General features: G+C 72.0%; 12 protein-coding genes and 1 pseudogene. 7 read left to right on the top strand and 6 right to left on the bottom strand.

The genetic code is table 11. The annotated features are described in order from the left end of the window. Positions 1 to 12: 12 nt before the first annotated feature. Together ACFQUZ_RS19940 and ACFQUZ_RS19945 are read left to right on the top strand one after the other, a co-directional pair. Complete coding sequence (locus tag ACFQUZ_RS19940; RefSeq protein ID WP_377444277.1) at positions 13 to 669, top strand: acVLRF1 family peptidyl-tRNA hydrolase; 657 nt, start codon at positions 13 to 15, stop codon at positions 667 to 669. A gap of 64 nt (positions 670 to 733) precedes the next feature. Then, a complete protein-coding gene (locus ACFQUZ_RS19945; RefSeq protein ID WP_377444280.1) occupies positions 734 to 1,177 on the top strand; it encodes a hypothetical protein in 444 nt (147 codons plus the stop codon). A 105-nt stretch (positions 1,178 to 1,282) separates the two neighbouring features. Here ACFQUZ_RS19945 and ACFQUZ_RS19950 read toward each other — a convergent pair whose 3' ends face one another. Then, on the bottom strand, positions 1,283 to 2,191 hold the full coding sequence (locus ACFQUZ_RS19950) for a neutral zinc metallopeptidase (protein ID WP_377444282.1): 909 nt from the start codon (positions 2,189 to 2,191) through the stop codon (positions 1,283 to 1,285). Positions 2,192 to 2,435: 244 nt separating this feature from the next. On the opposite strand from ACFQUZ_RS19950, the gene ACFQUZ_RS19955 reads away from it, so the two are divergent. From ACFQUZ_RS19955 to ACFQUZ_RS19975, 5 genes are all read left to right on the top strand, one after another. Further along, entirely contained in the window at positions 2,436 to 4,040 is a 1,605-nt protein-coding gene (locus ACFQUZ_RS19955) for an ABC-F family ATP-binding cassette domain-containing protein (RefSeq protein ID WP_377444285.1), read from the top strand. 186 nt (positions 4,041 to 4,226) lie between these two features. Next, positions 4,227 to 4,454 (top strand): helix-turn-helix domain-containing protein, encoded by a 228-nt coding sequence (locus ACFQUZ_RS19960; protein ID WP_095566055.1) that lies wholly within the window; start codon positions 4,227 to 4,229, stop codon positions 4,452 to 4,454. Positions 4,455 to 4,503: 49 nt separating this feature from the next. Continuing rightward, the gene (locus ACFQUZ_RS19965) at positions 4,504 to 5,268 is read left to right on the top strand and encodes an enoyl-CoA hydratase/isomerase family protein (protein ID WP_377444287.1); all 765 of its coding nucleotides are present in this window, start codon (positions 4,504 to 4,506) and stop codon (positions 5,266 to 5,268) included. 325 nt (positions 5,269 to 5,593) lie between these two features. Then, complete coding sequence (locus ACFQUZ_RS19970; protein WP_377444367.1) at positions 5,594 to 7,576, top strand: ABC transporter ATP-binding protein; 1,983 nt, start codon at positions 5,594 to 5,596, stop codon at positions 7,574 to 7,576. A 79-nt stretch (positions 7,577 to 7,655) separates the two neighbouring features. Continuing rightward, positions 7,656 to 8,024 carry a hypothetical protein gene (locus tag ACFQUZ_RS19975; protein WP_377444289.1) on the top strand — a complete coding sequence of 123 codons (369 nt, stop codon included), beginning with the start codon at positions 7,656 to 7,658 and terminating at the stop codon, positions 8,022 to 8,024. Between the two features lie 95 nt (positions 8,025 to 8,119). On the opposite strand, the gene mug is transcribed toward ACFQUZ_RS19975, so the two are convergent. The 5 genes and pseudogenes from mug to ACFQUZ_RS20000 all read right to left on the bottom strand — a co-directional run bounded on the left by mug (position 8,120) and on the right by ACFQUZ_RS20000 (position 12,017). After that, positions 8,120 to 8,692, bottom strand: coding sequence for a G/U mismatch-specific DNA glycosylase (gene mug / locus ACFQUZ_RS19980; RefSeq protein ID WP_377444369.1), 573 nt, complete (start codon positions 8,690 to 8,692; stop codon positions 8,120 to 8,122). 289 nt (positions 8,693 to 8,981) lie between these two features. Then, positions 8,982 to 9,740: an SDR family oxidoreductase gene (locus tag ACFQUZ_RS19985; RefSeq protein WP_377444292.1), complete on the bottom strand. Its 759-nt coding sequence runs from the start codon at positions 9,738 to 9,740 to the stop codon at positions 8,982 to 8,984. Positions 9,741 to 9,753: 13 nt separating this feature from the next. Continuing rightward, positions 9,754 to 10,255 (bottom strand): annotated as a pseudogene (locus ACFQUZ_RS19990) (hypothetical protein); the annotation flags it as partial. Then, a complete protein-coding gene (locus ACFQUZ_RS19995) occupies positions 10,252 to 11,073 on the bottom strand; it encodes a DUF692 domain-containing protein (protein WP_377444295.1) in 822 nt (273 codons plus the stop codon). The pseudogene ACFQUZ_RS19990 and the gene ACFQUZ_RS19995, both read right to left, overlap by 4 nt. Next, positions 11,070 to 12,017: a TIGR04222 domain-containing membrane protein gene (locus ACFQUZ_RS20000; RefSeq protein WP_377444297.1), complete on the bottom strand. Its 948-nt coding sequence runs from the start codon at positions 12,015 to 12,017 to the stop codon at positions 11,070 to 11,072. The genes ACFQUZ_RS19995 and ACFQUZ_RS20000 overlap by 4 nt, the downstream gene beginning before the upstream one ends. Positions 12,018 to 12,117: the final 100 nt, after the last annotated feature.

The raw sequence follows: 12,117 nt of genomic DNA on the forward strand, positions 1-12,117 counted from the left end.
ACGGTCGGTGAGATGAGCAGCCGACCAGCGGCGGGAGGCGGGCGGTGGGTCGAGGTCGACCCCGGCCGGGTCGCCCGCTGGATCGACGGCTTCACCGCCCGGCACGGCCCGCCCACCGTCACCAGCCACGGGTACGGCCTGCTGCTCGCCGCGCCGGACGGCGCCACCGCCGAACTGCACACCCCACCTGGTGTGCCGCCGGTGCCGGACCTACCTCGGTTTCTGGCCGCGGTCGCCCTGCCGCTGCGGACCGGGCTGCTGCTGGCCCGCAAGGGCGCGGTGGCGATCGGCGTCGCGACGGGAGATCGGCTCACCGTTTCCAAGGTGGATACCCACTACGTGCAGGGTCGTACGGCGGCGGGTGGATGGTCCCAGCAGCGCTTCGCGCGTCGCCGGGACAACCAGGCCAGGGCGGCGGCAAGCGATGCCGCCGACCTGGCGGTCCGGCTGCTGCTGCCCGAGGTGCCGGCACTGGCCGCCTTGGTCGCCGGGGGCGACCGGCGGACGGTCGACGCGATTCTCGCGGACCGGCGACTGACGCCACTGGCCGCGCTGCGTGCCGAGCGTTTCCTGACCGTGGGCGAACCACGCCGGGCGGTGCTGGAGGCGGCCGTCGACGCGGCGCGGGCGGTCCGGATCCTGGTCCGCGATCCGCCGCCGGAGCGGTGACCGGAGTTCTGCCGTACCGGAGGCGTCACCCAAGGGGCTCTTCCGTTCGGCTACCCTGCGGCGCATGCCTCACGAACCCCGGGCCGAGCACGCGCCGCGCCGCCCGCTGACATGGGCCGCCGGACTGGCCCTGCTCCTGGTCTGCGGTTTGCTCGGCATCGGTGGCTGGTTCCTCTTCCGGCCGGCGCAGGAGCCCGCCACCGCGGTCCGGATCGCCACCGACGCCTTCGTCGGCCGGTTGATCGCCGGTGACTACGGTGCGGCGTACGACGGGTTGTGCGCCGACACCCGGGAACGGTTCGACCGGGAGGAGTTCGTCGACAGCGTCGCGGGGCGACCCGCGGTCCGGTCGTACCAGATCGAGGCGATCGAGGACGGCGGCGCCGGCGGGTTCACCGTTCGCCTGACCCTCGCCGACCCGAGTGGTACGACGGCCCCGCAGGTGTTCCGGGTGGTCCCGGACCGGGGCGCCTGGCGGGTGTGCGGCGACCCGCTTCCCGCCGGCTGATCGGCCGGACATCTCATGATCCACTTTGTTCGTGGCATGTCGCGGCACCCGGATCTTCGGATACCGCGACATGCCGCATATCGCGTGCCTTAGGTCATCGACGGATCAGAGACTGCCACGAAACGTGTCGCAGTTCCGCGGGTCACCACCGTTGTAGCCCTGCAGGAACCACTTCTTCCGCTGGGCGGAGGTGCCGTGGGTGAAGGCGTCCGGGTCGACCCCGCGGCCCGAGCGCTCCTGGATGGTGTCGTCGCCGATCGCCTCGGCGGTGGTGACCGCCTCCTGGATGTCCTGGTCGGTGATCGTCTTGAACAGGGCCTCGCCGTTGGGCTCCTTGGTCTCCGTGGCGTGGTGCGCCCAGACGCCCGCGTAGCAGTCGGCCTGCAGTTCCAGGCGGACCGAGCCCGACTCGGGTCCGGACTGGCCGCCCTCCTGGGCACGGGCGTTGGTGCCCAGCAGGTTCTGCATGTGGTGGCCGTACTCGTGGGCCAGGACGTACGGCGCGGCGAACTCGCCGCTGGCCCCGAACTTGTCGGACAGTTCGCCGTAGAACGTCAGGTCGATGTAGACGTGCGAGTCGGCCGGACAGTAGAACGGTCCCACTCCCGAGTCGGCCTGACCACAGCCGGTGTTCACGGCGCCGGAGAAGAACCGGGTCGTGGTCGGCTCGTACGGCCGGTCGAAGTACTCGGGCGTCGCCTGCTCCCAGAAGGTCTGGATCGACTGGACGTAGAGCCAGTTGCGGCAGTCGACGTTCTGGAACCTGTCCGGGTTGCTCTTGGCGCACTTCTGTTCCAGCGAGGAGTTGTCGGTCTCCGACTCGCCGCCGGTCATGGCGTTCAGCCCGAACCCACCCCCGACCAGCGCGACCAGCACGGTGAGGATGATTCCGATCAGCCCGCCGCGGCCGCCGCCGATCGGGATGGGGATGCCGCCGCGCCCGCCACCCCCGCCCGAGCCCCGTTGGTCCTCGACCTGCCCGGACCGCAGGTCGGCATTGTCGTTCAGCTCCATCGAAACCCCGATCGTCGATCGACAAACACGCTCGCCCGACATATGTCCCGGCCAATGCCCGGCTGGGCGACTCCGTACCCGATGATCTTGGTCGGTAATCCGGCGGGCCGCCGGTCCGGTGCCCGGTACAATGGCCTGGTGCTGCTCTGCGAAGGCTGATCCGCCCCGCGCCGGCGAGAGGACCGTTCCTCGTCGGCGCTGCCGTGTGCCCTGAGTCAGCCCTACCGAGAGCGAGTCTTCCGAAATGATCACTGCAACCGGGCTGGAACTGCGCGCCGGGTCGCGGATCCTGTTGTCCGAGGCCACCCTGCGGGTCCAGCCCGGCGACCGGATCGGCCTGGTCGGCCGCAACGGTGCCGGCAAGACCACCACGCTGAAGGTGTTGGCCGGCGAGGGGCAGCCGTACGCGGGCCAGATCGACCGGCGCACCGCTGTCGGCTACCTGCCGCAGGACCCGCGTACCGGCGACCTGGAGGTCACCGGCCGGGACCGGGTGCTGTCCGCCCGGGGACTGGACGTGTTGATGGCCGAGATGAAGGCCCTCGAGGAGCGCCTCACCGAGGACACCGGCGACAAGCTGGTCCGCCGGTACGGAGCCCTGGAGGACCAGTTCGCCTCCCTGGGCGGGTACGCGGCCGAGGCCGAGGCGGCCCGGATCTGCGCCAACCTCGGCCTGCCGGACCGGGCGTTGGCCCAGCCGATCGGCACCCTCTCCGGTGGCCAGCGGCGACGCATCGAGCTGGCCCGCATCCTGTTCCGGGACGCCGGTGAGAACGGCGGCGGCATCCTGCTGCTGGACGAACCGACCAACCACCTCGACGCCGACTCGATCGCCTGGCTGCGCGGCTTCCTGGCCAACCACAAGGGCGGCCTCATCGTGATCAGCCACGACGCCGCACTGCTGGAATCGGTGGTAAACAAGGTCTGGTTCCTGGACGCCACCCGATCGGTGGTGGATGTCTACAACCTCGGCTGGAAGGCGTACCTGGAACAGCGGGAGACCGACGAGCGGCGGCGCCGCCGGGAGCGGGCGAACGCGGAGAAGAAGGCCGGGGCGCTGATGGCCCAGGCGGACAAGATGCGGGCCAAGGCCACCAAGACGGTCGCCGCCCAGAACATGGCCCGTCGGGCGGAGCGGCTGCTGTCCGGCCTGGAGGAGGAGCGGGTCTCCGACAAGGTGGCCAAGGTCCGGTTCCCGAACCCGGCGCCGTGCGGGAAGACGCCGTTGACGGCGTCCGGCCTGTCCAAGTCGTACGGCTCGCTGGAGATCTTCACGGACGTCAACGTGGCGGTCGACCGCGGTTCCCGGGTGGCCATCCTCGGGCTGAACGGCGCCGGTAAGACCACCCTGCTGCGGATCCTCGGCGGGCTGGTGGAGTCGGACACCGGCGAGGTGCGGCCGGGGCACGGCCTCCGCCTCGGCTATTACGCCCAGGAGCACGAGACCCTGGACGTGGAGCGCACGGTGCTGGACCACATGCGCAGCGCCGCGTACGAGCAGTCGGACACTGACCTACGCAAGATCCTCGGCGCCTTTCTCTTCTCCGGGGACGACGTCGACAAGCCCGCCGGAGTGCTCTCGGGCGGGGAGAAGACCCGGCTGGCGCTGGCCACCCTGGTCTGTTCGGGCGCCAACGTGCTGTTGCTGGACGAGCCGACGAACAACCTCGACCCGGTCAGCCGGGAGCAGGTGCTGGACGCGATCGCCCGGTACCCGGGTGCGATCGTCCTGGTGACCCACGACCCCGGTGCCGTGCTGGCGCTCAAGCCGGACCGGGCGATCCTGCTCCCCGACGGCGACGAGGACGCGTGGAGCGATGATCTGCTGGAGTTGGTGGAGCTGGCGTAATGGTCACTCTCGGTAACTGAAATCGATTGCTTACGCCCCGGCGTATTAGCTGCTCATGCTGACGGGATTGCGACAGTGTCGTGCGTGTCGGTTGGCGAAGAGTTGATATCTGGCGCATGATCGTCCGAGGCGGTCTAATAGGTGTGACCGTATCGAACCGCACAGTCTGGGACGTGAGGAATCAACATGGCAGCCACCGGCACAGCCACCAGCACTGAGAAGGGTCGCCGGATCGTCGGGACCGAGCGTCAGACGCTCGCCAAGGACCTGGTCAAGCGGTACACGTCCGGCGAGAGCATCCGCGCCCTCGCGGCCTCGACCGGCCGGTCCTACGGGTTCATCCACCGGGTGCTCACCGAGTCCGGTGTGCAGCTGCGCCAGCGCGGCGGAGCCCGTCGGCGCAAGAAGGCGTGACCCGCCCGACAGTTCGGTCCGCGACCCGCGCGGCATTCCGGGGAGCCCGGTGACCGCCGACGTCGGGGTGCGGCTGGAACGCGACGGGCCGGTGGCGACAGTGACGTTGTGCCGGCCCGACGTCCTCAACGCCCAGACGCCCGCGATGTGGCTGGCTCTCCGAGCCTTCGCGCGAGACCTGCCGGCCGACGTCCGGGTGGTCGTCGTGCGCGGCGAGGGTCGGGCATTCTCCGCGGGACTGGATCTCGCGGTCGCCCGCGGTGTCGGTGACGGATCCTTCGCGGAGCTGACCACGCTTCCGCCGGACCAGGCGGCGGACCGCATCGCGGAGTTCCAGGACGCCTTCACCTGGCTGCACCGGCCGGACCTCATCTCGGTCGCGGCGGTGCGGGGCCACGCGATAGGCGCCGGCTTCCAGCTCGCGATCGCCTGCGACCTGCGAATCGTCGCCGACGACGCCAGCCTGTCAATGGCCGAGGTGACCCTCGGCCTGGTGCCCGACCTGGCCGGGACCGGACGGCTTGTGGATCTGGTCGGCTACTCCCGGGCACTGGAGATCTGCGTCACCGGTCGCCGGTTGGCCGCCGCCGAGGCGGACCGGCTCGGGCTGGCCAACCTGGTGGTGCCGGCGACCGACCTGGAGTCGGCAACGGCCGACCTGACCGCCGCCATCCTCGCCGCGAACCGGGACGCCGTGGTGGAGATCAAGGCGCTGCTGGCCGGTGCCGCCCGGCGTTCGCCCGCCGACCAGCAGCGGGCCGAACGGGAGGCGCAGGTGCGGCGGCTGCGGGACATCGCCGGCCTGGGTGAGTAACCGGCGCTCCGCCGGCTGTCGACCGGAGCCCCGGCCGCTCGGCCCCTGGATCGTGCCCGGCCCGGGAATCGTTGCCTGGGCCGTGGAACGCTTGTCGCCTGGGCCGTGGGAGGCTTGCGGTCGGGGGCGTGGAAGGTGCCGACGGGTGCCCGGCGGGTAAGGACCGCCTGGGAAGATAATGGTTACCTGTGAGGTTGTCGTAGGGGGCGGGGAGACTCGACCCGTGGACCGATGTCCGACCGGTGGTCCGGCGTCGGCCTTCCTGGGTATGGCGTTCTGGAGATGGACGTCGTGGGCGACACGGAGGTGACCGGTGAGCCATCCGATGGGCGGCGGCATGGGCGGCGGTTGGTCCATGATCCGGTCGATGCGCAGCAAGGACGAGGTGTCCGGGCACCGGGTGCGGTCCGGCACGAGCCGTCGCATCGTCTCGTTCGCCCACCCGTACCGCCGCGACATCGTCGTCTTCCTGATCACCGTGGTGATTGCGGCGGTGATCGGGGTGGCCACCCCGGTGCTCGCCGGCTCGGTGATCGACGCGATCACCAGGGGCGGCGCCGAGGCCGGTTCCACAGTCGTACGGCTGGCCCTGGTGATCGCCGCGCTGGCGGTCGCCGACGCGCTGTTCTCCCTGGCCCAGCGGTGGTACTCGGCCCGCATCGGCGAGGGGATCATCCTCGACCTGCGCACCAAGGTCTACGACCACGTGCAGCGGATGCCGCTGCAGTTCTTCACCCGCACTCAGACCGGTGCCCTGGTCAGCCGGCTCAACAACGACGTGCTCGGCGCCCAGCGCGCGTTCACCAGCACGCTGTCCGGTGTGGTGAGCAACGTCATCCAGTTGCTTCTCACCGCCGCGGTGATGTTCACCCTGTCCTGGCAGATAACCGCGTTGTCCCTGGTGCTGCTGCCGATCTTCATCATCCCGGCCCGTCGGGTGGGGCGTCGACTCGCCGAGATCACCCGCGAGTCCTACAACCTCGACGCCAAGATGAACGCCACCATGACCGAACGGTTCGGCGTCTCCGGCGCCCTGCTGGTCAAGCTGTTCGGCCGGCCCGAGGCAGAGGCGGACCGGTTCGCCCAGCGGGCCACCCGGGTCCGCGACATCGGCATCCAGTCAGCCATGTACTCGCGTACCTTCTTCGTCGCCATGCTGCTGGTCGCCTCGCTCGCCCAGGCGCTCACCTACGGGTTGGGCGGCTGGCTGGCGGTCACCGGCGCGGTAAGCGCCGGCACCGTGGTCACCCTCGCCCTGCTGCTCACCCGGCTGTACGGGCCGTTGACCGCGCTGTCAAACGTGCGGGTCGACGTGATGAGCGCCCTGGTCTCCTTCGACCGGGTGTTCGAGGTGCTGGACCTGAGCCCGTCGATAGCGGAGAAGCCGGACGCGGTGCCCGTCCCGCGCGGCGACGGGCGGGTGGAGTTCCGGGACGTCCGGTTCCGCTATCCGAGCGCCTCGGAGGTGTCGCTCGCCTCCCTGGAGGACGTGGCCGCCCTCGACCGGCAGGTAAACGATCCGGTCCTCAAGGGCGTCTCGTTCACCGTCGAGCCCGGTCAGATGGTGGCGCTTGTCGGCCCGTCCGGGGCCGGTAAGTCGACCACCTCAATGCTGCTGTCGCGGGTGTACGACGTGACCGACGGCGAGGTGCGGGTCGGCGGCGTCGACGTCCGGGACGCCACCCTCGGGTCGCTGCGTGACGAGATCGGCGTGGTCACCCAGGACTCTCACCTGTTCCACGAGACCATCGCGGAGAACCTCCGGTACGCCAAACCGGACGCCACCGACGACGAGTTGTGGGCGGCACTACGCGGGGCCCAGATCGCCGACCTGGTCCGATCGCTGCCCGACGGCTTGCAGACGGTGGTCGGCGAGCGCGGCTACCGGTTCTCCGGCGGCGAGAAGCAGCGCATCGCGATCGCTCGGCTACTGCTCAAGGCGCCGTCGATCGTGGTGCTGGACGAGGCGACGGCGCATCTCGACTCCGAGTCCGAGGCCGCGGTGCAGCGGGCCCTGTCGGTCGCGTTGACCGGTCGCACCGCGCTGGTTATCGCCCACCGGCTGTCCACCGTCCGGGAAGCCGACCAGATCCTGGTGTTGGACGACGGGCGGATCGTCGAGCGGGGCAAGCACGACGAGCTGGTCGCGGTCGGCGGCCTGTACGCCGAGCTGTACCGCACCCAGTTCGCCGTCGCCGACTCGCCCGCGCCGCTGGTCGCCGAGAGCCCCGAGCCGATCACCACGATTCCCATGCACGAGTACGTGGTGGCCGACGAGGCCCTGCCGCCCGCCGCCGCCAACAACTGACAGCACGGTGCGAGCCGGTCCGGCTCCGAAGGGCAGCGGGCCGGTCGGGCTGGTCGCAGCGGCGGTTAAGGTCGTCAGCATGACCCAGACAAGTCTCGACGACGTGCTTGTCGCGCTGGACCGGTTCGTGGCCCGCATCGACGCGTACGACCCGGCGGCGAAACCGCTCGGCGCCGTCGAGGTGGCGGTGCCCGGCCAGGCGGCGCGGCTCAGCCTCAGCGCCCCGGTCGCCCGCGCGCTGGTGGCCGCGTTGGACGGATACCACGATCCGCGCGACCAGGGCCCGTGCGAGCACTGCGGCGGTCGTCGGCTCGACCACAACTTCCTGTGCCTGGACTGCCAGCGACCCAACGGGGTGTTCGGCGCCCTGCTCGCCGAGCGCGCCGCCGCCTACAGCGGTGATCCGGCCGCACTGCTCGGCCCGCCCGAGGGAGGGGCCTCCCGGTGACGGCCCCCATCGGTGGATCGTGGATTCCTGGTGCCCCGGGAAGGGCACCAGGAATCCACGATCCACGAGGCCCGCGCCGGAACGGCAGGCGCTGATCAAGCAGCCATCGCTCGACGCAGCTCCCGGAAGGCGTCGGCAAGCGTTGCGGCGGTGAAGTGGGCGTTCAGGCCGCTGGGGTTGGGCAGCACCCACAGCCGGGCGGCACCGATCCGCTCGGGCTGTTCGCCGATCGCCGCGGTGGGACGGCGGAAACCCGTCCGGTACGCCGTGATGCCGACCACCGCCACCCAGACCGGCCGGTACCGGCGTACCTTCGCGGTCAGTCCGGCGGCTCCGGCGGTCAGCTCCGGTGGGCGCAGTTCGTCGGCCCGTGCCGTGGCCCGCGCCACCAGATTCGTCACCCCGATGCCCCGAGCCAGTAACTCCGCCGACTCCCACGGCCGCAGCTCCCGGTCGGTGAATCCGCCCCGGTGCAGCGCCGGCCAGAACCGGTTACCCGGCCGGGCGAAGTGCAGGCCGGTGGCGCCGGAGTAGAGGCCCGGGTTGATGCCGCAGAACAACACCGCCAGGTCGGGTGCGATCACGTCCGGGATCGTTCGGCCGGCGGCGGCCGCCACCTCGGCCCGACTTGGTTTCGGCGGGACGTGCCGAACCTCACCGACACGCATGGCGTCGCGGCCGGCGTCGCGGCGCTGCTCGATGGCCGGAGAGGTGGTCGGCGGTGGGCGGGACGCGGCACGAGGCATATCTCAATGGTCGGCCGCCGGCCGCGACCCGGCCAGCGACCTGCCGCACACCGGCTCCGGTCACCGACGACGGCGCTGCCGGACGACGGCGACCGTCACCGCGACCAGCGCGGTCACCAGCAGCAGGCAGGACATCGCGCAGATGGCGGCGTGGACCGGGCGGATGGCTCCCATGACCGGCCACCCTAGCGCAGACTCGTCGACCGGCCGCTCAGAGAGCGCGTAGCGCTCCGCCGTCGACCGGGATGGTGAGCCCGGTCAGGTAACCGGCCGCGGGGGAGAGGGCGAACGCCGCGACCCGACCGAACTCGGCGGGCTCTCCGATGCGACGCAACGGGATGGCGGCCTCCGCCTCGGCCCGCGCCTTCTCCGGGTCGCCGGTCGCCGCGAACAACTCCCGGTTGCGGTCCGTCATGATCCGTCCGGGCAGCAGTCCGAACACCCGCACGCCGCGCGGCCCGAACTCGTCGGCCATGTCCTTGGCCACCCCGGCGAGCCCGGGCCGCAGGCCGTTGGAGATGCCGAGGCCAGGCAGGGGTGAGCGGGCCGAGGTGGACAGGACGAGGCCGACGGCGCCGCCGTCGGTCAGCGCGGCGACGACGGTCCGGGCCACCCGGACGGCACCGAGGAACACCGACTCGAAGGCGGCGCGCCACTGGTCGTCGGTCACCTCGGCGGCGGTCCCCTTCGGTGGGCCGCCAACCGAGAGCAGGGCACCGTCCAGCCTGCCGAACCGGTCCCGGGCGCTGGCCACCAGGTGTCGGGCGGCGTCCGGGTCGGCGAGATCGGCCGGTACGCCGTGGGCCCGCTCCGGACCGAGTCGCCGCACCGCGTCGGCCACCGCGTCGGCGTCCCGTGCCGACACCACCACCCGCGCGCCGTCGGCGACCAGGCACTGCGCGGTGGCGAACCCGAGGCCGCGGGACGCGCCGGTGAGCACGTACACCCGGTCGGTCAGTCCGAGATCCATGCCGCGATCCTGCCCTACGACGGGCGGGTACGCAGCAGTCGTACCCGGCCGGCGAGCTGAACCGCCACGGCGCCGCCGGCCCGGCCGACGGCCGGCAGCCGGCGCCGTCGGGGCGGCCGGTCGCCCACGTACCGCCAAGCGGCCTCGCGGAGCGCGAGTTCCTCGGCAGCCAGGGGAGGCAGCGCCCGGCGGGCGGCCAGGTCCCGGGCGAGGTCCCAGCCGTCGCGAAACCCGCCCCGGGACGGGCGGGTCGCGGCCCAGGTGCTGAATTCCGCTATCCAGCGCTGACCGAGACCGGCGGCGAGCAGCGGCCAGTGCCGGGCGACCTCACCTGCCCGCTTGCCCAGCAGGGCCCGACGGGCGATCCCGACCCGGTGGGAATCGAAGCCCGCTGGGACCGGCGTTCCGGCGGTCAGCGCGGCGGCCAGTTCGGCCTGCCGCCGGCCGAGGTTGGCGTGGTCCCCGCCGAGGTCGGCGTGGTCCCCGCCAAGGTCGGCGTGGTCCCCGCCGGTCATGTGACCGTCGGATGCCCGGCTGCGCGGGCGATCGCGTCGAGTTCGGCACGCAGTTCGGCCGCCGGCGGGTATCCCCCGTCGCGCTCCAGCAGCAGGGGCGGCGGCGGACGCCGGGCGGCCAACTCGCCGATCAGCTCCAGCACCGGCGCGGGCACCGGGTCGGTGTGCGTGTCGTGGTAAACCCCGTCCCGCACCGCACCGCCGGCCACGTGCGCGTACGCGACCCGCTCCAGCGGCAGGCGGTCAAGCAACGCGACCGGGTCGTGACCGCGGTTGCGGGCGTTGGCGTACACGTTGGCGACGTCCAGCAACAGCAGCGCGTCCGTCCGGTCCAGGATCTCGGTGAGGAAGTCCGCCTCGTCCAGCTCGTCGTCGGGCCAGTCGAACAGGGCCGCTATCGGCTCCAGCGCGAGTGGCACCGGCAGCTCCGCTCGGGTGCGTCGCACGTTGTCGGTCACCGCGGCCACCGCCTCCCAGGTCCGCGGCAGTGGCAGCAGGTGGCCGACCTCGATGCCACCGGCCCGTACGAAGGCGATGTGCTCGCTCACCAGCGGTGCCCGGACCAGTTGGGCGACGCCGGCCAGGTGCGCCACCCGGTCGGCCGACACCGGTTCGGCGCCGCCGAGGGAGAGCCGCACGCCGTGCGGTACGACGCTCACTCCCCGATCGAGCAGCGCGGCCAGGCCCGGTGGCGGCGGGCCGGCGACCGGCAGCGACTCGGCGATCACCTCGACAAACCGTAAGCCTGGCAGCTCGGCGACGAATCCCTGGATCTCCGGCCGCCAGCCGATGCCGACGCCGTCGAGACGACCGGTCATCCGCCGCATCCGCCACCGCCGCAGCCGCCACCGCCACCACCACCGCAGGAGGAACCGCCGCTGGACCCGCCCCCGTCGCACGAGCCACCGCTGCAACTGCCCCAGTTTCCTCCGCTGTCACCGCCGCCGTTTCCGGCTGACCGCAGCACCTCCGCCTCACCGGCGAAAACCGGGTCCATGGCGTACAGGGCGGCCGCGCCGAACAGCGCGATGCCCAGTGCCGCACCGGTGGCGCCATAGGTTCCGTACGCCGGGGACTGGCTCGGGGACAGGTGCCGGTGCTGGTCACGAAGCCGGCGCAGGGTCGCCCGTCCGGTCCTGGTCCGGTCGGGCACCCGCCCGGTGAGCAGCGCCGCCAGCAGCACGCCGAGCAGGCTCAGCGCCAGGTAACCGACCGGCCGGTCGTTGTCGAGACCGGCGAAGAGCCGGACCACGCCGAGCGCGAACACCAGGATGAGCAGCATCCGGAACCGGCTGACGGCCTTCCGCCGGTCGGGGTCGACCACCAGGCCGCGCCGTTCCAGGTCCCGCCGCACGTCCGTCAGGGCGCCGACCACCCATGTGTCCGCCTGCAGGTCCCGGGCTCGCACGCCGTTGGCGGCGGCGTTGTGCACCGCTCGGTCCAGTGGCGTCGCCCCGGTCGGCAGCGGGCCGGTAACGGCCAGCCGCTTGTCGCGTACGTCGATCGAGCCGGTGCCGCGGAGCGCGCCGAGGGTCGTGTAGACCGCCAGCCGGGGCCCACCGTTCAGGTATGCGGTCTGCTGCGGGTGGAGCTGTCCGGAGTGGTCGCCGACGGTGCTGTTCGGGTCCGGAGCACTCACCCGGATCCGGCTGACGACCGCTCCGACCGTCGCCGCCGCGGCCAAGGTCAGATAGATCGCGAGGAAGGTCGGTCCGGGGACACCCCAGGTGTCCCCGGCCGCCGCGAGTACCGTGCCGACCATGTGCCGCTCCTCCCGCCGCTGTCGCGGCCCATTGTGGAGCAGCCCCGCCACAACCGGTGGCCCGGTGTGGCGAGCGACGCGGTGACCGGGGCGGCCGGCG

This window comes from Plantactinospora sp. GCM10030261, assembly GCF_042666615.1.
Classification (GTDB): domain Bacteria; phylum Actinomycetota; class Actinomycetes; order Mycobacteriales; family Micromonosporaceae; genus KBS50.